Source organism: Enterobacter sp. IF2SW-B1 (assembly GCF_001743375.1).
Classification (GTDB): domain Bacteria; phylum Pseudomonadota; class Gammaproteobacteria; order Enterobacterales; family Enterobacteriaceae; genus Enterobacter; species Enterobacter bugandensis.
Genome location: NZ_MJAA01000006.1, coordinates 108105 through 128450 on the forward strand (window position 1 = coordinate 108105; position 20346 = coordinate 128450).

Here is a 20346-nt window from a genome sequence, read left to right on the forward strand (position 1 = left end):
AATTGTAGCGGAAATGCGTTTAAACGAAACCCATTGCTGTAATAGGTAAGATGAGAATATTTCTCACCCGGAAGCCCGGGTGAGAGGCGCGTGATTAGCCGAGGATTTTTTCCAGCTCTGCACGTACGTCAGCCACGGCTTTGGTGCCGTCAACTTTGGCGTATTTGGTGTTACCCGCCTGCGCTTCTTTGGTGTAGTAGCCAATCAGCGGCGCGGTCATCTGATGGTATTCCACCAGGCGTTTACGCACGGTCTCTTCCTGATCGTCTTTACGGGTGGTCAGCTCTTCGCCGGTCACGTCGTCTTTGCCTTCAACCTTAGGCGGGTTGAATTTGATGTGGTAAACGCGGCCAGAGGCAGCGTGCACGCGACGGCCAACGATACGGTCAACGATCAGCTCGTCCGGTACGTCGAACTCCAGAACGTAGTCCACGTTGATGCCCGCTTCTTTCATGGCGTCAGCCTGAGGAATGGTGCGCGGGAAGCCGTCCAGCAGGAAACCGTTGCGGCAGTCTTCCTGCGCAATGCGCTCTTTAACCAGCGCGATAACCAGCTCGTCGGTTACCAGCTTGCCTGCGTCCATGATGTCTTTCGCTTGTTTACCCAGCTCGGAGCCAGATTTTACAGCGGCGCGCAGCATGTCACCGGTGGAGATTTGCGGAATACCGTATTTCTCCATGATGAACTGAGCCTGAGTTCCTTTACCCGCGCCCGGAGCGCCAAGCAGAATAATACGCATTGCGAAAATCCCCTCAAATGTCGTTTCAATTTTTCAAAAGCGCTAAACAATACCACCAGAACGGGCGTGGCTCAAGGAAGGCGGGAAGGCTGAAACGGTTAATGGGGGGAGATAATTTGGGAGAGTGCGGTCTGGTGCCCTCACCCCGGCCCTCTCCCACGGGGAGAGGGAGAAGACCAGGGGAGACGTGGTCAGTTACGCCAGCAGCAGCGCATTCACACGTTTAATGAACAGGTTAGGATCTTCCAGGGTGCCGCGCTCGGCCAGCAGGGACTGATCCAGCAGGAGTTCAACCCACTCGGCAAAGCGAGCTTCATCCTGGGTATCCGCCGCGCGTTTCACCAGCGGATGATCCGGATTAAGCTCAAAGATATATTTCACTTCCGGCACGGCCTGGCCCGCCGCGGCGAACAGCTTCGCCATCTGGGTGCTCATTTCGTCGGCATCGGTGGTGACAATCGCCGGAGTATCGGTCAGACGGTGCGTAAAGCGCACCTCTTTCACGCGGTCGCCCAGCAGGGTTTTGACACGCTCAACGAACGGCTCCAGCGCCTTCTCGGCTTCTTTCGCGCTTTCGTCCACTTCATCCGCCAGCTTGTCGATGGACTCGTCGGCTTTGGCAACGGACTGGAACGCCTTACCGTCGAACTCGGTCAGGTAGTTCATCATCCACTCGTCGATGCGGTCAGAAAGCAGCAGCACTTCGATGCCTTTCTTACGCAGCAGCTCCAGGTGCGGGCTGCTCTTCGCTGCCGCATAGCTGTCGGCGGTGATGTAGTAGATCTTCTCCTGCCCTTCCTTCATGCGGGAGACGTACTCTTCCAGCGACACGGTCTGGGCGGAGGAGTCGGTGTGCGTAGAGGCGAAGCGCAGCAGTTTAGCGATCATTTCAACGTTCGCCATGTCTTCAGCCGGGCCTTCTTTCAGCACCAGGCCGAACTGTTTCCAGAAGGTCTGGTATTTTTCCGCGTCGTCTTTCGCCAGTTTTTCCAGCATCTGCAACGCACGTTTGGTCAAGGCGTTACGCAGATTACGGGTGACGGTGCTGTCCTGGAGGATTTCGCGGGAGACGTTCAGCGGCAGATCGTTGGAGTCTATCAGGCCACGAACAAAGCGCAGGTAGTTCGGCATGAACTGCTCGGCGTCGTCCATGATGAAGACGCGCTGCACGTACAGCTTCAGGCCGTGCTTGTGATCGCGGTTCCACATGTCCCACGGTGCCTGTGCCGGGATATACAGCAGGCTGGTGTACTCCTGCTTCCCTTCCACGCGGTTGTGGCTCCAGGTCAGCGGGTCTGTAAAGTCGTGGGCGATGTGCTTATAAAACTCGTTGTACTCGTCGTCTTTGATTTCAGCCTTGTTACGCGTCCACAGCGCCTGCGCCTTGTTGATTTTCTCCCAGGAAACCACGGTTTCACCGTCTTTCTCTTCCTGTTTTTCAATCTCTACCGGCAGCGCGATGTGGTCGGAATATTTGCTGATGATAGAGCGTACGCGCCAGTCGTTCAGGAAATCGTCTTCCCCTTCGCGCAGGTGGAGGGTGATTTCGGTGCCGCGATCCGCTTTGGTGATGTCATCAACGGTGTATTCGCCTTCCCCTTTGGATTCCCACAGCACGCCGTTCTCGGCGCTGTCGCCCGCCGCGCGGGTGCGCACGGTGACTTTGTCCGCCACGATGAACGCCGAGTAGAAGCCTACGCCGAACTGGCCAATCAGCTGGCTGTCTTTCGCCTGGTCAGAGCCCATGGACTCCAGGAACGCTTTGGTGCCGGATTTAGCGATGGTCCCGAGGTGGTCGATCACCTCGTCGCGGTTCATCCCGATGCCGTTATCAGCGATGGTCAGGGTGCGGTTCTCTTTGTTGAAAGAGACGCGCACGCGCAGCTCGCCGTCGCCTTCATACAGATCCGGGTTGGACAGCGCGCGGAAGCGCAGCTTGTCCGCCGCATCGGAGGCGTTGGAAATCAGCTCACGCAGGAAAATTTCTTTGTTGGAATACAGGGAATGGATCATCAGGTGCAGAAGCTGTTTTACTTCTGACTGGAAACCACGGGTTTCTTGTCCTTTCATCTAAGTCGACCTCAACAATGCCATTTAATGGGGTTGTAAAACGTTGAGTGAGAGATGGGGATAAGGGGGGAAATTTTCAAGCGGAGGCCGCGCGCGCAGCCTCCGTTTGGTCAGAAAATAATCTTGTGTCGTCCGGCCAGCGAGTGCGACAGCGTGGTGCCGTCGACCATCTCCAGCTCGCCGCCGACCGGCACGCCGTGGGCGATGCGGCTGGCGTCAACGCCGTACTGCGCGCACAGCTCGGCGATATAGTTGGCGGTTGCCTCCCCTTCCACCGTGGGGTTGGTGGCGAGGATCACCTCTTTGATGGTTTCGGACTCAAGACGCTGTTCAAGGCGATCGAGACCGATATCGTCCGGGCCAATGCCGTCCAGCGGGGAGAGATGCCCCATCAGCACAAAATAGCGGCCGGAAAACTGCCCGGTTTGTTCGATGGCGTAGATGTCCGCCGGACTCTCCACCACGCAAATCTGACCGTTTTCCTGACGACGCGGGTTCGTACAGATGTTACACACGTCCTGCTCGGTAAAGGTGCGGCAATCCGCACAGTGACCAATTTCTGACATGGCGCGGGTCAGAGCCTGCGCCAGGCGCATCCCGCCGCTGCGGTCGCGCTGCAATAGCGTAAACGCCATGCGCTGCGCCGACTTCGGGCCAACGCCCGGCAGGCAGCGCAGTGCTTCCATTAACTGCGTGAGCAGCGGACTGGTTTGCATCAGAACGGCATCTTAAAGCCCGGCGGCAGCTGCATACCGCTGGAAACAGAGGCCATTTTCTCTTTCTGGGTTTCGTCGATACGGCGAGCGGCATCGTTAAACGCGGCTGCAACCAGATCTTCCAGCATTTCTTTGTCGTCTTCGAGCAGGCTCGGGTCGATTTCAACGCGACGGCAGTTGTGCGCACCGTTGATGGTCACCTTGACCAGACCGGCACCGGATTCACCCGTGACTTCCAGCTGAGCGATCTCTTCCTGCATCTTCTGCATTTTTTCCTGCATCTGCTGAGCCTGCTTCATCAGGCCACCCAGACCGCCTTTTCCACCAAACATAGGCTTCTCTCTTCTTTCACGTTTAAGGATTACAACCGTAAGTCAGACTCACGATCAAATGGGGCGAATACTCTCTTCATCCAGATCGGCGTCGAAGAACCGGCGCAGGGTCTGGATGTTGTTATCCGCAATAATTGCCTCGCGCGCCTGCGCGAGCTTCTCTTCATAAATGGCCTGGCGCCACTCGAGCGGCGTTTTCACTGCCGGATTATCATCTTCAATGATAGTCAATTCAACCGGTGAACCCTGTAAAGCAGCAAGCGCCTCGGCCAGCGCCTTTTGCGCGCCAGGGGAATTGAGGTGCCGCTGGCCCGGACGCAGGTGCAGACGCACCTGATTGCCGTCCTGCTCTTTCCAGGCGTTTAGCGCGACCTGCTCCACCAGCTTCGGCAACTGGAGTTGGCTGACCTCAGCGGCCCAGGCGTCGCGTGCAATAGATTCTTCGGCGAGCTTCGCGGAAAGCTCCGGCGTTTTTTCATGCTCCAGCGCCTTTTTCAGCGCTTTCGGCGTGGCGACCACTTCCTTGACCGTTTCAACAACGGTGGTCGCCTTCCAGCGGTAAGCCTCTTCTTTCACCGGGGCTTTCTGCTCGAGCGCGGACGGTGCCGGACGCGACTGTACGCGCTCCGTTACCGAGGCCAGTCGTTCAAGCGCGGCGTTGTTCACCGGCCGCGCTCTTCCTGGCGCTGCCGGTTCACTCTTTTTTGGTTTGGTTACTCCCTGCGCACGCTGCAGCTGGCTGCGTGCGGCAAGCACCGAACTGGTGGCATCCGACAGCGGCACATTTTGCTGTGGCGGCGGCGTCGGCTGCGGTGGCACCTGCTGCGGTGACATTACCGCGGTCGGAGCAACCGGCGCAAAGGACTGTCGGGGCGCTTCCGGTTCCGGCAACGGCATGCGCGGGTGGAACGCCAGCGCGCGCAGCAGCGTCATTTCGACGCCCATCCTGGGGTCCGGCGCGAACGGTAACTCTTTGCGGCCAATCAGCAGCGTCTGGTAATACAGCTGCACGTCGGCAGGCGGCACGGTGCGGGCAAGTTCACGCATCCGCTGTTCAATAGCGGCCATATCCGCACCGATGGCCGACGGAGACAGCTGCAGCATCGCCACGCGGTGCAGCAGGCTGAGCATCTCGACCAGCAGCGCTTCCCACTCAATACCGCGGGCAGCGGCCGCGTTCACCAGCGACATCACGCGCTCACCGTTGGCGGCAATCATCGCTTCGATGAGCGACAGCGCCTGATCGTCATCCAGCGTGCCGAGCATGGTGCTGACCGCTTCGGTCGAGAGCTTGCCGTCACCGCTGGCAATCGCCTGGTCGGTCAGGCTTAGCGCATCACGCAGGCTGCCGTCAGCCGCGCGGGCCAGCAGCTGCAGGGCGCGCGGCTCGTGAACGATCTTCTCTTCGTCAAGGATGTGCTCAAGCTGAGCGCGGATCTGCTCAACGTCCAACGCCTTCAGGTGGAACTGCAGGCAGCGCGACAGGATGGTGACCGGCAGCTTTTGCGGATCGGTGGTCGCCAGCAGGAATTTAACGTGCGCGGGCGGCTCTTCCAGCGTTTTCAGCAGGGCGTTAAAGCTGTGGCGCGACAGCATGTGCACTTCATCGATCAGGTAGACCTTGAAGCGGCCGCGCGCCGGGGCGTACTGCACGTTGTCGAGCAGATCGCGGGTGTCTTCCACCTTGGTACGCGAGGCGGCGTCGATCTCGATCAGATCGACAAAACGCCCCTGCTCGATCTCGCGGCAATTGTCACACACGCCGCACGGGGTGGCGGTGATCCCGGTTTCGCAGTTCAGACCTTTCGCCAGCAGACGGGCAATAGAAGTCTTACCGACGCCGCGGGTGCCGGAAAAAAGATAGGCGTGATGGATGCGACCTAGCGACAAGCCGTTCGCCAGGGCCGTCAGCACATGTTCCTGACCGACAACGTCAGCAAAGGTTTGTGGTCGCCATTTACGGGCTAACACCTGATAACTCATGGGCAGGCTCTGCAACGCTGGAAGGTGAATTTATGGAGGGGAATGCTATCACAACCTCACCCATTGAGCGAGGTTGTGAAAACCGGGATTAATGACCCGGGAAAGGCACCAGGCTGTAGCTGGTAATGCCCTGTTTTTCCAGGCGCTGTTCACCGCCAAGATCGAACAGGTTGATGATGAAGGCCGCGTCGGTCACTTCACCACCCAGACGGCGGATCAGCTTGACGGTCGCTTCAATGGTGCCGCCGGTTGCCAGCAGATCGTCCACCACCAGCACTTTGTCGCCGGGCTTGATCGCGTCAACGTGGATCTCCAGCTGATCGGTGCCGTACTCCAGCTCGTAGCTCTCGGCGATGGTTTCACGCGGCAGTTTGCGCGGCTTACGCACCGGCACAAAACCCACGCCCATCGCCAGCGCAACCGGTGCGCCAAACAGGAAGCCGCGGGCTTCGGTACCTACTACTTTGGTGATCCCGGCGTTTTTATAACGTTCGACCAGCAGTTCAATGCTGAGCGCGTACGCTTTCGGGTCTTCCAGCAAGCTGGTGACATCACGGAAAAGAATGCCAGGCTTTGGATAGTCCTGGATGCTTTTGATGCTATTTTTCAGATATTCAAGCTGCTGTGCAGTTGCGGTCATCGGTTTGTGCCTAAATGAAACAGTGTTACTCACGGCGCGCGACGAGTCGGTCAAAGTAACAGTTGTTTAACCTTTGACCAGGCGCACCTGTGCTCGAAAACGGTCGAATTTACTGGCTGCGCGCCATAATTGCAACCGCAATGATGAGGCTTCAGTGCTTTTGTTGCTTTTCATCAACCACGGGGATCCGCCACATGAAGATCAGCAGGCAGGCCAGGATCGCCAGCAGCAGAATACGCACCCACATCATGTTCACCAGCCATAACGAAACGGCGAAGGTGATCAGGATAAAGGCAATGGCGCGCGGCTTGGCCCCGGGCGGCATGGCCCGGTGTTTTTGCCAGTGCCGCAGGTAGCCGCCAAACCACGAGCGATACAGCAGCCAGTGGTGAAAACGCGGCGACGAGCGGGCGAAGCACCAGGCGGCCAGCAGGATAAACGGGGTGGTCGGCAGCAAGGGCAATACGATGCCCAGCGTACCCAGCACTACCGCGAGCCAGCCAATGATGATTAAAATAGTACGCTGCATAATGCGAATCGTTATCAAACTGAACGGCTACTTTACCACTGGAGAGCGCATTGAAAACAGCACTGCTTCTTGAGAGGCTGCAAAATCAGCTGATCGCTCTGCGGGCGCAGGCCACGCCGCTGATGGGACACGCCACGCTGAAACCGCGCTTTGACCGGCAGCTTTTCCGCACCCGCAGCACCGTCATTCAGGATTACCTTGCTGAGATGCAGACCAACCTCGATGAGCTTCGCCACGCGGTTGAGAGTGAACAACAGGAACAGGTGGTGTGGCTTGCGGAGCATCTTACCGAGCAGATCACTGCCCTGCACCGCGAAATCGCCGCCTGGCCGCTACGGGCGTGGGACAGCGCCTCGCCTGGTCTGGGCAAATGGCAGCGCAAGCGGCTGGAGAACCAGGAGTTTGAGCGGCGTCTGTTTGAGATGAAGCGCGAGCGCGAAACCCGCCTGAACAACAGCGAAACGCTGGAAGAGCAGCAGCTATTGATGCGCGAGATTAGCGCGCTGGAAGGCCGCATCGTCCGCTGCCGTCAGGCGCTGGATGAGATTGAACGCGTGATTGAACGCCTGACCCGTTAACTGGAGCCACATCTATGTCACTGGAAAATGCACCCGACGAGGTCAAGCTGGCCGTCGACTTAATTATGCTTCTGGAGAATCATGAGATCCCGGCCGAGACGGTGCTTAAAGCGCTGGAGATTGTGCGGCGGGATTTTGAGGGGAAACTTCCCCCTCACCCTAACCCTCTCCCTGTGGGAGAGGGAAAATAGATTAAGCCGGAGTCGGGTCGTCGCCCTTAATGTCGCGCTTCACTTCCGTATGCTCATCACCTTTCTCATTATGCAGGTGAACCTCAAGCTGGTTGAAGGCGATGTTAATGTTGTTTTCACGGCACAGGCGGTCGATCGCGCGGTTCAGTTCATCAACTGTGTAGCTGCGATCGCGCAATTCACGCACGTATAAACGCAGCTCGTGATCCAGCGTGCTTGGCCCGAAGGTGGTGAAGAAGACGTCTGGCGCAGGATCGTGCATGACTTTTGGATGCGATTTAGCGGCTTTAAGCAATACCTCTTTCACTTTATCCAGATCGGAACCGTAGGCCACGCCGAGGCGAATCACCACGCGCGTGGTGGTATCCGAGAGCGACCAGTTGATCAGACGCTCGGTCACGAACGCTTTGTTCGGGATGATCACCTCTTTACGATCGAAGTCAGTGATGGTGGTCGCACGAATTCGGATCTTGCTGACGGTACCGGAGAACGTACCGATGGTGACGGTATCGCCGATACGCACCGGACGTTCGAAGAGGATAATCAGGCCGGAGACAAAGTTACCGAAGATCTCCTGCAGGCCAAAACCAAGACCGACCGAGAGGGCCGCCGCCAGCCACTGCAGTTTATCCCACGAGACGCCCAGCGAGCCGAATACCGTCATCGCCCCGACGATAATGATGACGTAATTCAGGATGGTGGTGATGGCGTAAGACGCCCCCTGACGCAGGTTCAGCCTTGAGAGCACCAGCACTTCCAGCAGACCCGGCAGGTTACGAATCAGCGCCCAGGCCACTACCGACGACACCAGCGCAAACAGCAGGCTGCCCATGGTGACGCTTTTCATCACCGCCGCGCCGGCTTCGGTACCGTTGTACTGCCAGAGGGTAATACTGTCGAGATAGGCGAAGACGGTAATTAAATCAGACCAGATCGCCCAGAACATCACCGCAAACAGCGCGATCATCACCAGCATGGTGATACGCAGCGTCTGCTGGTTAACCTGCTCCAGCGCGATGGTCGGCTCTTCCTGCGGCTCCGCGCCTTCAGCCCCCTCTTTCACCTGATGCTGACGACGCGCAATGGCACGACGGTAAGCAATGCGGCGGGCCGCGACGCTTAAGCCGCGCAGCACGGTCTGATAGAGCAGGTTCCAGACGATCACCAGATAGACCGTCTCGATCCAGCGCCCGGACAGGCGCAGCGTGGTGTAGAAGTAGCCCGTTGCCGTAAGCACCATCAGCGCCAGCGGAATGATCGCCAGCACCGTCACGGTGGCCAGACGGATATTGTGGGACTCTTTATCACGCCAGCTGTCGCGGCACATCGGCCACATCAGGATCGCAATCAGCAGCAGGTTGAGCAGAATGACCAGTTGACCCAGCACATCATCCATCAGATGCAGCGGGGAAAGCTCGGAGACTACCGACCAGAAGTGCAGCGGCAGGAGCGCCAGGCTGACGCGCACAATCTGGCGACGCCAGTGGCTGGTCAGCTGCGCAGGCATGTTGAAGTGACGCACCGCCACGCCGTCTTTTTCGAGCACCTTCCAGCACACGCCAAATACCAGCCAGAACAGTGCCAGTTTTTTACTGAACGCCCAGAGCAGATCGCTGACGTTAAGCTGCATCGTGAGCAGGATCAGGCCCACGGCCAGAATAATCAGGCACACCGGCAGCGCGCGAATGAGATCGATCAGAATCGCTTTTGGCGTATGGAGCTGGCTGTCGTTACGCAGTTGCCCTACTTCCGAGGCCAGCTTCGCCTGGTACTGTTTCAGCCATTTCAAACGCCAGCGGATCAGACCGGCAATCAGCAGCAGCGGTAAGCCCGCCAGGAAAGCAATCATTACCGCAGGCCAGGCTTTCTCCCAGTTCACGGTGATTTTCATGCTCTTAATCTGCGTTTTCAGCGTCTCCGGGAAGGACTTAATCCAGTCCCAGTCCATCGGCTTGTTGCTGTTCACCCAGAAAATCTGCTGCGTCAAAATCTCCTGCAGGCTTTTTGACACGCTGACCAGCTGCTGCTGGTTGATCTGCAGGTTAATTGCCATCATCAGCTGGTTGCCCAGCTGTTTATTGAGCTGGTCCAGCAGTTCACGGCGCATATCCACCACCTGGAGCAGCGCGTCATGCACTTCCGGGTTTACGTCACTGGAGTGCCCCTCTTCAATTTTGGCGACGAAAGCATCACTCTGGAAAAGGGCATCGCGCTGCTGGTTGACGTCAAACTGCTCCAGACGTAAATCCGCAATGCGGTTGGTCATGTCCTCCAGCTCGTCGGCAGACGGCAGCGTCTGCTGCTGCTGGTAGAGAATACGCGACAGCAGTAGGCTGCCCTTCAAGACCGCGATCTGCTCTTTGATGTTGCGCTCCGCCTGCAGCGCGCGATCCAGCCAGTTCTTCACTTTGATATTTTGCTGAACCAGCGAGTTGCCGCTTTCCGTCGCCAGTATTAGGCGCTGGCTGAGCTGGTGGTTAGCCTCAAGCTCCTGTTTCACCAGCGGGTTGGCCTGAATGCGGGCAGTTTCGTCCGGCGAGACGGCTTCCTGAGCGGTTTTTTCCGTCAGGGTCAGGCGTTTGCTGTTTACCGCCTCCTGCAACAGCTGAAGCTGATGCTCCAGACGATTAATATTCGCCGTCACGTAATCACGCTGTTTCTGGAGCGTGTCCTGCAGCACCGTATTCCCTTCCAGGCTTTTACGCTGCTGTTCGATTTGCGCATTGAGCAGCGACTGCTGAACCAGCAGCAGGGTTTGCTGGGTCGGGCGCAGCGTGCCCTCCCCTACCGTCGTGCCGTTCAGGCGGTTGCGGATCTGCTGCAGCTGCTGAGACGCGGCGTACATCGCGTTTTGCACGCGCTCGGGCTGGGTTTGCAGGGAGACGAGCTGACTGTTGTAGGTCGCGAGGTCAGACTGTGCGGTTTGCAGATCGTCGAGCAATTGCGCGACGCGCGATTCCAGCTGGCGTAAGGAGAGCGTGGAGAGCGTTTTGCGCGTTTCATCGTCGTTATCGACGTCGCTCAGCGCGCTCAGCGCTTCCGTGGCCTTACGCATGTTCTCCGGCGCCTGCGCCACCTTCTGACGAAGCTGGGTGGTTTCAGCTTTAACGCGCTCAATCTTATCAATGTTTTCCAGCGTTTCCGTCAGATCCTGCTGGGTGAGTTTCTCCTGAGGAGAGAGCTCTTTTTGTTTGTTCAGGGTGTCGAGCTGCGACTGAATTTCACTGCGCGAGGGAATATCAGTGCTGTTGTCTGCGCGGGCCCAGGAAAGCGGCGCGGTGGAGAAGAAAAACAGCATAGCAAAGAGCAATGCAAATACAGGATGTTGCGAGCGATTGATGGGCAGCATAGTTGTGAATGATGTCAGCAGATGACCGAAAATAGTCCGGCGTGAAGAATATCACGCTCGTCGGAAGCAGAATAGCGAGAACGTAAGCCTCTGAGATAAATCCTGGAAGGGCTCAGGCCGTGAGCGAAGGCGCGTCGCTGCGCAGCGTCGGGCAGAGCTGTAGCATTTCCAGTAAAATCGCCACGTAGCTGCGGGCTTCCTCTTTGAGGTCAAAGGATTGCGGCGCAAAAAGCCAGTTTTCCATCAGACCTGAAATGTAGCTGCGCATCAGGATGGCTGCCCGGCGGGTGAGTAAATTGGCCGGTAACAGCTTTGCTTGCATACACAGGTTCAGGTTCTGTTCGATACGATCGTAGCTCTCCAGGCTGAGGCTGCGCTGCGCCTGTTGCACCACCGCCATTTCGCCCACGAACTCACATTTATGAAAGATAATTTCCATCATTAATCTGCGACGCTCTTCAACTACCGTTGCTTCAAGGATATATACTAATATTTCTCTTAATACTGAGAGTGGATCGTCAGGGAATTTTGCCCGATACTCACTCTCGAGATCGCTAATGCTGGACTCTGAAAGCTCCCAGATTTCACTGAACAGATCTGACTTATCTTTAAAGTGCCAGTAAATCGCTCCCCGCGTCACACCGGCAGCCTGAGCAATTTGCGCCAGCGAGGTAGAAGAAACACCCTGCTGAGAGAACAAACGTATTGCCACATCCAGAATGTGTTGTCGGGTTTCCAGCGCTTGTTGTTTAGTTTTTCGTGCCATAGGTGGGTGAATTTACAGGAGTCAGATTTACATACATTTGTGAATGTATGTACCATAGCATGACGATAATATAAACGCAGCAATGGGTTTTTAGACTCAGGACCCTTGATCAATTTGAAATCGGACACTCGAGGTTTACATATGAACAAAAACAGAGGGTTAACGCCTCTGGCGGTCGTTCTGATGCTCTCAGGCAGCTTAGCGCTTACAGGATGTGACGACAAACCGGCTCAACAAGGAGCTCAGCAGGCGCCAGAAGTCGGCGTTGTGACACTCAAATCTGAACCTCTGCAGATCACCACAGAATTACCAGGCCGTACAAACGCTTACCGCATTGCGGAAGTGCGTCCTCAGGTTAGCGGCATTATCCTGAAACGTAACTTTACCGAAGGCGGCGATGTGAAGGCCGGTGAGTCTCTGTATCAGATTGATCCCGCGACCTATCAGGCTTCTTATGAAAGCGCGAAAGGTGACCTGGCTAAAGCACAAGCGGCGGCAAAAATCGCTCAGCTGACGCTGAACCGCTATCAGAAACTGCTCGGCACGAAGTACATCAGCCAACAGGATTACGATACCGCGCTGGCAGATGCCCAGCAGGCTAACGCGGCCGTGGTAGCAGCCAAAGCGGCTGTCGAAACTGCACGCATTAACCTGGCCTATACCAAAGTGACCTCCCCTATCAGCGGTCGTATTGGTAAATCTGCCGTGACGGAAGGGGCGCTGGTGCAGAACGGGCAGACCACTGCGCTGGCTACCGTGCAGCAGCTTGATCCGATCTACGTTGACGTGACGCAGTCCAGCAACGATTTCCTGCGCCTGAAACAGGAGCTGGCTAACGGCACCCTGAAACAGGAAAACGGCAAAGCCAAAGTGGAGCTGGTTACCAACGACGGTATCAAGTTCCCGCAGGAAGGTACTCTGGAATTCTCTGATGTGACGGTCGACCAGACCACCGGTTCCATCACCTTACGTGCGATTTTCCCGAACCCTGACAAAAATCTGCTGCCAGGTATGTTCGTTCGCGCGCGTCTGGAAGAAGGAACGAATCCAACCGCACTTCTTGTTCCACAGCAGGGTGTGACCCGTACGCCACGCGGCGATGCGAGCGCACTGGTTGTTGGGGCAGATAACAAAGTCGAAACGCGCAATATCACCGCCACGCAGGCGATTGGCGATAAATGGCTGGTGACGGAAGGTCTGAAAGATGGCGATCGCGTGATTGTTACTGGTTTGCAAAAAGTACGTCCTGGCGCGCAGGTAAAAGCACAGGAAGTGACATCTGACGATAAACAACAAGCTTCGGCCGCTGGCCAGTCAGAACAAACCAAGTCTTAACTTAAACAGGAGCCGTTAAGACATGCCTAATTTCTTTATCGATCGCCCCATATTTGCGTGGGTGATCGCCATTATCATCATGCTGGCCGGGGGACTTGCGATCCTGAAGCTGCCTGTTGCGCAATATCCAACGATTGCGCCACCGGCGGTAACGATCTCCGCAACCTACCCGGGGGCTGATGCGAAAACGGTGCAGGATACCGTGACTCAGGTTATCGAACAGAACATGAATGGTATCGATAACCTGATGTACATGTCCTCAAACAGTGACTCCACCGGTACGGTTCAGATCACCCTGACCTTTGAATCCGGTACGGATGCGGACATTGCGCAGGTTCAGGTGCAGAACAAACTGCAGCTGGCAATGCCTCTTCTGCCGCAGGAAGTGCAACAGCAGGGTGTGAGCGTCGAGAAATCGTCCAGCAGCTTCCTGATGGTTGTCGGCGTTATTAACACCAACGGCACCATGACGCAGGAGGATATTTCCGACTACGTGGGCGCCAACATGAAGGACGCCATCAGCCGTACGTCCGGTGTGGGTGACGTTCAGCTGTTCGGTTCCCAGTACGCAATGCGTATCTGGATGGATCCGAACAAACTGAACAACTTCCAGCTGACGCCGGTTGACGTGATTAACGCGATTAAAGCGCAGAACGCCCAGGTGGCAGCCGGTCAGTTAGGCGGTACGCCGCCGGTGAAAGGCCAGCAGCTTAACGCGTCCATTATCGCGCAAACCCGTCTGACCTCCGCCGATGAGTTCAGCAAAATTCTGCTGAAGGTGAACCAGGACGGTTCGCAAGTTCGTCTGCGCGACGTGGCCAGGGTTGAGCTGGGTGGTGAGAACTACGACATCATCGCGAAGTTTAACGGTAAACCGGCGTCCGGTCTGGGTATCAAACTGGCGACAGGCGCGAACGCCCTGGACACCGCGACGGCGATCCGTGCGGAACTGAAGAAGATGGAACCGTTCTTCCCGTCTGGCCTGAAAATCGTTTATCCGTATGACACTACGCCGTTCGTTAAAATTTCGATTCACGAAGTGGTTAAAACGCTGGTAGAAGCGATCATCCTGGTGTTCCTGGTGATGTATCTGTTCCTGCAAAACTTCCGCGCGACGCTGATCCCAACCATCGCCGTGCCGGTCGTTCTGCTGGGGACCTTCGCCATCCTTGCAGCCTTTGGGTTCTCGATAAACACCCTGACGATGTTCGGGATGGTGCTCGCCATCGGCCTGCTGGTGGATGACGCCATCGTGGTGGTAGAAAACGTCGAGCGCGTGATGGCGGAAGAAGGTTTACCGCCGAAGGAAGCCACCCGTAAATCTATGGGCCAGATCCAGGGCGCGCTGGTCGGTATTGCGATGGTGCTGTCCGCGGTATTTATCCCGATGGCCTTCTTCGGGGGCTCTACGGGTGCGATTTACCGCCAGTTCTCCATTACCATCGTCTCCGCGATGGCGCTGTCGGTACTGGTAGCGTTAATCCTGACGCCAGCGCTGTGTGCCACCATGCTGAAGCCGGTTCAGAAAGGCGGTCACGGCGAGCATAAAGGGTTCTTCGGCTGGTTTAACCGCATGTTTGATAAGAGCGCGCACCACTACACCGACAGCGTGGGTAATATCCTGCGCAGCACCGGTCGTTATCTGCTGCTCTATATCATCATCGTAGTGGGGATGGCGTTCCTGTTCGTTCGTCTGCCAAGCTCGTTCCTGCCAGATGAAGACCAGGGCGTGTTCCTGACGATGGCACAGCTTCCGGCAGGGGCGTCGCAAGAGCGTACCCAGAAGGTACTGGACGAAGTGACGGACTACTATCTCACCAAAGAGAAAGCGAACGTTGAATCCGTGTTTGCGGTTAACGGCTTTGGCTTTGCGGGTCGTGGTCAGAACACCGGTATCGCCTTCGTTTCTCTGAAAGACTGGGCGGATCGTCCGGGCGATGAGAATAAAGTTGAAGCGATTACGGGCCGTGCCATGGGCACCTTCTCGCAGATTAAAGATGCGATGGTCTTCGCCTTTAACCTGCCAGCGATTGTTGAACTGGGTACGGCGACCGGCTTCGACTTCCAGCTTATCGACCAGGGCGGTCTGGGTCACGAGAAACTGACGCAGGCGCGTAACCAGCTGTTCGGCGAAGTGGCTAAACACCCTGACCTGCTGGTCGGCGTACGTCCAAACGGACTGGAAGATACGCCGCAGTATAAGATCAACATCGATCAGGAAAAAGCGCAGGCGCTGGGCGTGTCCATCAGCGACATCAATACCACGCTGGGCGCGGCCTGGGGCGGTAGCTACGTCAACGACTTCATCGACCGTGGTCGCGTGAAGAAAGTGTACGTCATGTCCGAAGCGCAGTACCGTATGTTGCCGAACGATATCAACAACTGGTACGTTCGCGGCAGCAACGGTCAGATGGTGCCGTTCTCATCCTTCTCAACGTCACACTGGGAATACGGCTCTCCGCGTCTGGAACGTTACAACGGTCTGCCGTCGATGGAAATCCTGGGTCAGGCCGCACCGGGCCGAAGCACCGGTGAAGCCATGAACCTGATGGAAGAGCTGGCCAGCAAACTGCCTGCGGGTATCGGCTATGACTGGACCGGTATGTCCTATCAGGAACGTCTGTCCGGTAACCAGGCCCCTGCCCTGTACGCCATTTCACTGATCGTGGTCTTCCTGTGTCTGGCGGCGCTGTACGAGAGCTGGTCAATTCCGTTCTCCGTTATGCTGGTGGTTCCACTCGGGGTTATTGGTGCGCTGCTTGCGGCAACGTTCCGTGGATTGACCAACGACGTGTACTTCCAGGTAGGCCTGCTGACAACCATTGGCTTGTCGGCGAAGAACGCGATACTTATCGTAGAATTCGCCAAAGATCTGATGGAGAAAGAGGGTAAAGGCCTTATTGAGGCGACGCTGGAAGCGGTGCGTATGCGTCTGCGTCCAATCCTGATGACCTCTCTGGCGTTCATCCTCGGCGTAATGCCGCTGGTTATTAGCTCCGGTGCAGGCTCCGGTGCGCAGAACGCGGTCGGTACAGGTGTAATGGGCGGTATGATCACCGCGACCGTACTGGCTATCTTCTTCGTCCCGGTGTTCTTCGTGGTGGTGCGCCGCCGCTTCAGCCGGAAGAATGAAGATGTTGAGCACAGTCATTCGGTAGAACCTCACTGATACCGGTTTCATATAATAAAAAGGCCGCATTTGCGGCCTTTTTCATTTTCAGAAAAAATCATAAAATAAGCTTATTGAGGTCCTATTTATTTTCTGTCATCTTAAACAGACATATCATATTTAACTGATAACTTAATAGGTGAACTCAGGATTTTTTTAAATCTATTTCCCTGCTTAAGTTGTTAGGAATATTCCTAATTAAAAGTTAAGACAAACGGAACTCCGGATGTGAACTTTTCTTATGGCTGTAAGCTAAGCCAATGAAATGTAAGGAAGCGAAAAAACTATCGTTAATCCTGATAAAAAAGTTCAGTTTCGGATGAACATTTGCGTAGACGCTCGCAGCCTGCGGTTTTATTTGTAATTTTTCGTAATAGCGCGGTGAAATCCAGGAAGGAGTGGCTTATAGTTAGGTTATCAGGAACACAGCGCTCATGTAGCTAAGTCAGATGTATCCATCCCGACAATGATGTTCGGTGAGTAAGAAATCACTCAGAAGGGGATGCGCTATGGACGAGTACTCGCCAAAAAGGCATGATATCGCGCAGTTGAAATTTCTCTGCGAATCCTTGTACCATGACTGCCTTGCCAATCTTGATGAAAGCAACCATGGCTGGGTAAATGACCCAACGTCTGCCATCAATTTACAGTTGAATGAGCTGATAGAGCATATCGCTACCTTCGCACTTAATTATAAAATTAAGTACAATGAAGATAATAAGCTCATTGAGCAAATTGATGAATACCTGGACGACACCTTTATGTTGTTCAGCAGTTACGGCATTAACACTCAGGATTTGCAAAAATGGCGTAAATCGGGAAACCGGCTATTCCGCTGTTTCGTCAACGTGAGCAGAGCTAACCCGGTTAGTCTTTCCTGTTAAAATTATTACAATTACTAAGGTGAATTTATGTCTGATAAACCACTCACAAAAATCGATTATTTGATGCGCTTACGACGTTGTCAGTCAATTGACACCCTTGAACGCGTCATTGAAAAGAATAAATACGAGCTTTCTGATAATGAACTGGCGGTATTTTATTCAGCCGCTGACCATCGCCTTGCAGAGCTAACGATGAATAAGCTGTATGACAAAATCCCTACTTCTGTATGGAAATTTGTCCGTTAATCTTTGAAGTGTGTCTGTAGAGGTTCTACGCCACGTTATAAGCTGTATTCACCTGTCCCATTATGCTCCCTGCGCGAAAGCCAGGTCTCCGTGTTAAACGCGCTCATCAGCAACAATGTTGTGACTGTGGTCACATCGGCCTTCCGGGAACGTTCCCCTTAATGCCTGTTGCGATTACCCTTCAGGAATAACATCCAGAGAGGTTTCCGATGAGCATAGAAAAACAGAAGATGATTTCAGGTGAACATTACCGCCCTGGTGATGAGACGTTACGCGCCGACCGGCTTCGGGCGCGCCATCTGCTTCACCGCTATAACCACACCGCGCCTGACGAAAAAACAGAACGCCAGAACATTCTGGCGGAACTGCTGGGACAAAGCGAAGGGGCATATATTGAGCCGAGCTTCCGCTGTGACTATGGATATAACATCTATCTGGGCAAAGACTTTTACGCCAACTTCGATTGCGTAATGCTGGATGTCTGCCCTGTACATATTGGCGACAACTGCATGCTCGCGCCGGGCGTTCATATTTATACGGCCACCCATCCGCTGGATGCGCAAGAACGTAACAGCGGAGTGGAGTTTGGTAAGCCCGTCACCATTGGCAATAATGTCTGGATTGGTGGACGTGCGGTCATTAACCCAGGCGTCACCATCGGGGATAATGTGGTTGTGGCTTCCGGTGCCGTCGTGACGAAAGACGTGCCGGCTAACGTCGTCGTGGGCGGCAACCCGGCGAAAATCATCAAAACGCTGTAACGCTCCGGGGAGCCAACTGTTATGGTCTTTTAGCGCCCGACTGTTACTTTTTTCAGCCGGATGGCTCCCCTAAAATTGGCAGATACCCTGTATTGTCAACTCTCAAAAGGCCAAAAATGACCGAGATACAGCGCCTGCTTACCGCTACCATCGACGATCTTAACCACCGCGAAAAGCGAGACAATCGCCCGCGCTTTAGCATTAGCTTTATCCGCAAACATCCCGGGCTGTTTGTTGCCATGTATGCCGCCTGGCTGGCGACGCTGATTGTCATGCTGAAGTCCGAAACGCTGGTGGACTCCGTCTGGCTGCTGGTGGTGCTGTTTGTCGTGTTTAACGCCTTTTTCTTTTTCGACGTGAATCCCCGCTACCGTTACGAAGATATCGACGTCCTCGATTTCCGGGTATGCTACAACGGCGAATGGTACAACACGCGTTTTGTGCCAAATGAGCTTATCGACAGCATCCTGCACTCTCCGGCTGTCGAAACCGTGCACAAAGAGAAGCTGCAGAAAATGGTCGCAACGAAAGGCCAGCTCTCTTTTTATGATGTTTTTACCCTTTCCCGCCCTGCTGCTGCGTAATTAACGCCTGCAGGCGTCGGATACCCGGTGCAAACTGCGAAGCAGAGGTGTTGCCGTAACCTAAAACCAGGCCGGTTTGCCCCTGCTTCGTCTCCAGGTAATAGCCGCTCAGCGCAGCAGGTGCCAGCTGAAATGCCCTCGCTTTCTCCACCAGCCGCTGGTCGTCGATACCGTCAATCGCCAATGTCAGGTGCATTCCCCCTTCACCGGCAAGAACACGGTGCGGAGTATAAAGCTCTGCGCTCAGCACCTCCCGCAGCTGGCGGTAACGCTTACGATACAGGCGACGCATGGCGGCAAGATGACGGGCATAGTGCCCCTCCTCGATAAACAGCGCCAGGGTGCGCTGTTCTGCGCGATGTCCGCCGCGCAGCAGCGAGCCGATAGCAGGACGCGCTGCTTTCGCCAGCGCTGGCGGTAACACCATGAACCCCATTCGGAGCGACGGAAACAGCGTTTTACTAAACGTCCCCAGATACACAACGGGCGCATTGTTAACCATGCCCAGCATCGCCGGTACGGGCTCGCCGACATAGCGGAACTCGCTGTCATAATCGTCCTCAATGATCCACGCCTTGTGCTGGCGGGCCAGTTCCAGCAGCGCCAGACGCCGCCGCGCGCTGAGCACGCTCCCGTAAGGAAACTGATGCGACGGCGAAGTGAAAACGAGCGCAGGTGAAGGCGCATGCAGCCCTTCCCAGCACATTCCCTCGTCATCCACCGGTATGCCGATCATCGCAAGGCCGGTTTTGACGAAGGCGCTTTTGGCTCCGCTGTAGCCGGGATTTTCCACCCAGGCGACATCCCCCGGCTCGCTTAACAGCATCGTGCACAGATTGACGCCCTCCAGCGCCCCTTCGGTTATCACAATCTGGCTGGCGTCGCAGTCAATGCCGCGAGAAAGCGCAAGGTGACGGGCGATGGCTGCCCGCAGCGACGGCTCACCGGCCGGGTCGCCATAGCCCAGCAGAGCGCTCCCCTCCTCCCGCAGGACGCGATCGTACAATCGCCGCCACAGCGGCAAGGGGAAATAGTTGATGGCGGGCGTTCCCGGCGTAAAGGCCATCACCGGGGTGTCGCGCGGCACAGGCGCAGGCAGCTGAACGACACGTTTTGCCAGCCTGACCTCAGGATCGGTCAGAACCCGCGGGCTGGCACGATGGGCGAATTGCGCCACCCGCGTCCCCTGACGGTTACGCAGCAAATAGCCTTCGAGCGTGAGCTGGTCCAGCGCCGCATTGACGGTGTTCCGTGAAACGGAAAGCTGCTGCGCCAGCGTTCGCGAGCCGGACAGCTGGCTGCCGGACCGAAGCCTTCCGCCCAGTATGGCCTCCCGTAAAGCAAGATAGAGCGCGCGCTGGAGCGTCTCTTCCCCACGCGTTTTAAGCGCAGCATGGAGCAAGGTATAAAGTTCATCGCCCGGTATGTTCATCTCATCTCCTTGTGGTACCACCAAAACATAGCTGAGTGGTTC

General features: G+C 55.8%; 18 protein-coding genes and 1 other annotated feature. Of the genes, 8 read left to right on the forward strand and 10 right to left on the reverse strand.

Features of this window, described 5'->3' with window-relative positions:
- Window positions 1–94: 94 nt before the first annotated feature.
- The 7 genes from adk to A6013_RS13780 all read right to left on the reverse strand — a co-directional run bounded on the left by adk (window position 95) and on the right by A6013_RS13780 (window position 7009).
- Window positions 95–739 (reverse strand): adenylate kinase, encoded by a 645-nt coding sequence (gene adk, locus A6013_RS13750; protein ID WP_006809841.1) that lies wholly within the window; start codon window positions 737–739, stop codon window positions 95–97.
- Between the two features lie 195 nt (window positions 740–934).
- Window positions 935–2809 carry a molecular chaperone HtpG gene (htpG, locus tag A6013_RS13755; RefSeq protein ID WP_069733268.1) on the reverse strand — a complete coding sequence of 625 codons (1875 nt, stop codon included), beginning with the start codon at window positions 2807–2809 and terminating at the stop codon, window positions 935–937.
- A 110-nt stretch (window positions 2810–2919) separates the two neighbouring features.
- Window positions 2920–3525 carry a recombination mediator RecR gene (recR, locus tag A6013_RS13760; protein ID WP_006809843.1) on the reverse strand — a complete coding sequence of 202 codons (606 nt, stop codon included), beginning with the start codon at window positions 3523–3525 and terminating at the stop codon, window positions 2920–2922.
- Window positions 3525–3857 (reverse strand): YbaB/EbfC family nucleoid-associated protein, encoded by a 333-nt coding sequence (locus A6013_RS13765; protein ID WP_003858972.1) that lies wholly within the window; start codon window positions 3855–3857, stop codon window positions 3525–3527. The genes recR and A6013_RS13765 overlap by 1 nt, the downstream gene beginning before the upstream one ends.
- A 54-nt stretch (window positions 3858–3911) precedes the next feature.
- Complete coding sequence (gene dnaX, locus A6013_RS13770) at window positions 3912–5840, reverse strand: DNA polymerase III subunit gamma/tau (RefSeq protein WP_047367624.1); 1929 nt, start codon at window positions 5838–5840, stop codon at window positions 3912–3914.
- Window positions 4518–4582: a sequence feature (DnaX frameshifting element), on the reverse strand. It overlaps the preceding gene by 65 nt.
- A gap of 88 nt (window positions 5841–5928) precedes the next feature.
- Complete coding sequence (gene apt, locus A6013_RS13775) at window positions 5929–6480, reverse strand: adenine phosphoribosyltransferase (RefSeq protein WP_000127359.1); 552 nt, start codon at window positions 6478–6480, stop codon at window positions 5929–5931.
- Window positions 6481–6631: 151 nt separating this feature from the next.
- Entirely contained in the window at window positions 6632–7009 is a 378-nt protein-coding gene (locus A6013_RS13780) for a DUF454 family protein (protein ID WP_063942743.1), read from the reverse strand.
- A gap of 50 nt (window positions 7010–7059) precedes the next feature.
- Here A6013_RS13780 and priC point away from each other — a divergent pair, with 50 nt between their 5' ends.
- The gene (gene priC, locus A6013_RS13785) at window positions 7060–7587 is read left to right on the forward strand and encodes a primosomal replication protein N'' (protein WP_069733269.1); all 528 of its coding nucleotides are present in this window, start codon (window positions 7060–7062) and stop codon (window positions 7585–7587) included.
- A 14-nt stretch (window positions 7588–7601) separates the two neighbouring features.
- The gene (gene rsmS, locus A6013_RS13790; RefSeq protein WP_045631461.1) at window positions 7602–7778 is read left to right on the forward strand and encodes a pleiotropic regulatory protein RsmS; all 177 of its coding nucleotides are present in this window, start codon (window positions 7602–7604) and stop codon (window positions 7776–7778) included.
- 1 nt (window position 7779) lies between these two features.
- On the opposite strand, the gene mscK is transcribed toward rsmS, so the two are convergent.
- Together mscK and acrR are read right to left on the reverse strand one after the other, a co-directional pair.
- Window positions 7780–11127: a mechanosensitive channel MscK gene (gene mscK / locus A6013_RS13795; RefSeq protein ID WP_047362428.1), complete on the reverse strand. Its 3348-nt coding sequence runs from the start codon at window positions 11125–11127 to the stop codon at window positions 7780–7782.
- A gap of 112 nt (window positions 11128–11239) precedes the next feature.
- Window positions 11240–11893 (reverse strand): multidrug efflux transporter transcriptional repressor AcrR, encoded by a 654-nt coding sequence (acrR, locus tag A6013_RS13800; RefSeq protein ID WP_023310602.1) that lies wholly within the window; start codon window positions 11891–11893, stop codon window positions 11240–11242.
- A gap of 141 nt (window positions 11894–12034) precedes the next feature.
- On the opposite strand from acrR, the gene acrA reads away from it, so the two are divergent.
- The 6 genes from acrA to A6013_RS13830 all read left to right on the forward strand — a co-directional run bounded on the left by acrA (window position 12035) and on the right by A6013_RS13830 (window position 18872).
- Complete coding sequence (acrA, locus tag A6013_RS13805) at window positions 12035–13228, forward strand: multidrug efflux RND transporter periplasmic adaptor subunit AcrA (protein WP_028012190.1); 1194 nt, start codon at window positions 12035–12037, stop codon at window positions 13226–13228.
- A 22-nt stretch (window positions 13229–13250) separates the two neighbouring features.
- Window positions 13251–16397: a multidrug efflux RND transporter permease subunit AcrB gene (gene acrB / locus A6013_RS13810; RefSeq protein WP_047367620.1), complete on the forward strand. Its 3147-nt coding sequence runs from the start codon at window positions 13251–13253 to the stop codon at window positions 16395–16397.
- Between the two features lie 509 nt (window positions 16398–16906).
- Entirely contained in the window at window positions 16907–17281 is a 375-nt protein-coding gene (tomB, locus tag A6013_RS13815; protein ID WP_028012188.1) for an Hha toxicity modulator TomB, read from the forward strand.
- Between the two features lie 27 nt (window positions 17282–17308).
- Window positions 17309–17527: an HHA domain-containing protein gene (locus tag A6013_RS13820; protein WP_008499287.1), complete on the forward strand. Its 219-nt coding sequence runs from the start codon at window positions 17309–17311 to the stop codon at window positions 17525–17527.
- A gap of 209 nt (window positions 17528–17736) precedes the next feature.
- The gene (gene maa, locus A6013_RS13825) at window positions 17737–18288 is read left to right on the forward strand and encodes a maltose O-acetyltransferase (RefSeq protein WP_028012187.1); all 552 of its coding nucleotides are present in this window, start codon (window positions 17737–17739) and stop codon (window positions 18286–18288) included.
- A gap of 116 nt (window positions 18289–18404) precedes the next feature.
- Window positions 18405–18872 carry a YlaC family protein gene (locus A6013_RS13830; RefSeq protein ID WP_028012186.1) on the forward strand — a complete coding sequence of 156 codons (468 nt, stop codon included), beginning with the start codon at window positions 18405–18407 and terminating at the stop codon, window positions 18870–18872.
- Here the strand turns inward: A6013_RS13830 and A6013_RS13835 are convergent.
- A complete protein-coding gene (locus A6013_RS13835; RefSeq protein WP_069733270.1) occupies window positions 18844–20304 on the reverse strand; it encodes a PLP-dependent aminotransferase family protein in 1461 nt (486 codons plus the stop codon). The two genes, A6013_RS13830 and A6013_RS13835, sit on opposite strands and share 29 nt — an antisense overlap.
- Window positions 20305–20346 lie beyond the last annotated feature (42 nt).

Coding starts and splice junctions, on each gene's coding strand:
- mscK (WP_047362428.1), bottom strand. CDS start 11,127: ATGCTGCCCATCAATCGCTCGCAACATCCTGTATTTGCATTGCTCTTT.
- rsmS (WP_045631461.1), top strand. CDS start 7,602: ATGTCACTGGAAAATGCACCCGACGAGGTCAAGCTGGCCGTCGACTTA.
- A6013_RS13835 (WP_069733270.1), bottom strand. CDS start 20,304: ATGAACATACCGGGCGATGAACTTTATACCTTGCTCCATGCTGCGCTT.
- recR (WP_006809843.1), bottom strand. CDS start 3,525: ATGCAAACCAGTCCGCTGCTCACGCAGTTAATGGAAGCACTGCGCTGC.
- tomB (WP_028012188.1), top strand. CDS start 16,907: ATGGACGAGTACTCGCCAAAAAGGCATGATATCGCGCAGTTGAAATTT.
- dnaX (WP_047367624.1), bottom strand. CDS start 5,840: ATGAGTTATCAGGTGTTAGCCCGTAAATGGCGACCACAAACCTTTGCT.
- maa (WP_028012187.1), top strand. CDS start 17,737: ATGAGCATAGAAAAACAGAAGATGATTTCAGGTGAACATTACCGCCCT.
- apt (WP_000127359.1), bottom strand. CDS start 6,480: ATGACCGCAACTGCACAGCAGCTTGAATATCTGAAAAATAGCATCAAA.
- A6013_RS13780 (WP_063942743.1), bottom strand. CDS start 7,009: ATGCAGCGTACTATTTTAATCATCATTGGCTGGCTCGCGGTAGTGCTG.
- acrR (WP_023310602.1), bottom strand. CDS start 11,893: ATGGCACGAAAAACTAAACAACAAGCGCTGGAAACCCGACAACACATT.
- A6013_RS13830 (WP_028012186.1), top strand. CDS start 18,405: ATGACCGAGATACAGCGCCTGCTTACCGCTACCATCGACGATCTTAAC.
- A6013_RS13820 (WP_008499287.1), top strand. CDS start 17,309: ATGTCTGATAAACCACTCACAAAAATCGATTATTTGATGCGCTTACGA.
- A6013_RS13765 (WP_003858972.1), bottom strand. CDS start 3,857: ATGTTTGGTGGAAAAGGCGGTCTGGGTGGCCTGATGAAGCAGGCTCAG.
- acrB (WP_047367620.1), top strand. CDS start 13,251: ATGCCTAATTTCTTTATCGATCGCCCCATATTTGCGTGGGTGATCGCC.
- htpG (WP_069733268.1), bottom strand. CDS start 2,809: ATGAAAGGACAAGAAACCCGTGGTTTCCAGTCAGAAGTAAAACAGCTT.
- adk (WP_006809841.1), bottom strand. CDS start 739: ATGCGTATTATTCTGCTTGGCGCTCCGGGCGCGGGTAAAGGAACTCAG.
- acrA (WP_028012190.1), top strand. CDS start 12,035: ATGAACAAAAACAGAGGGTTAACGCCTCTGGCGGTCGTTCTGATGCTC.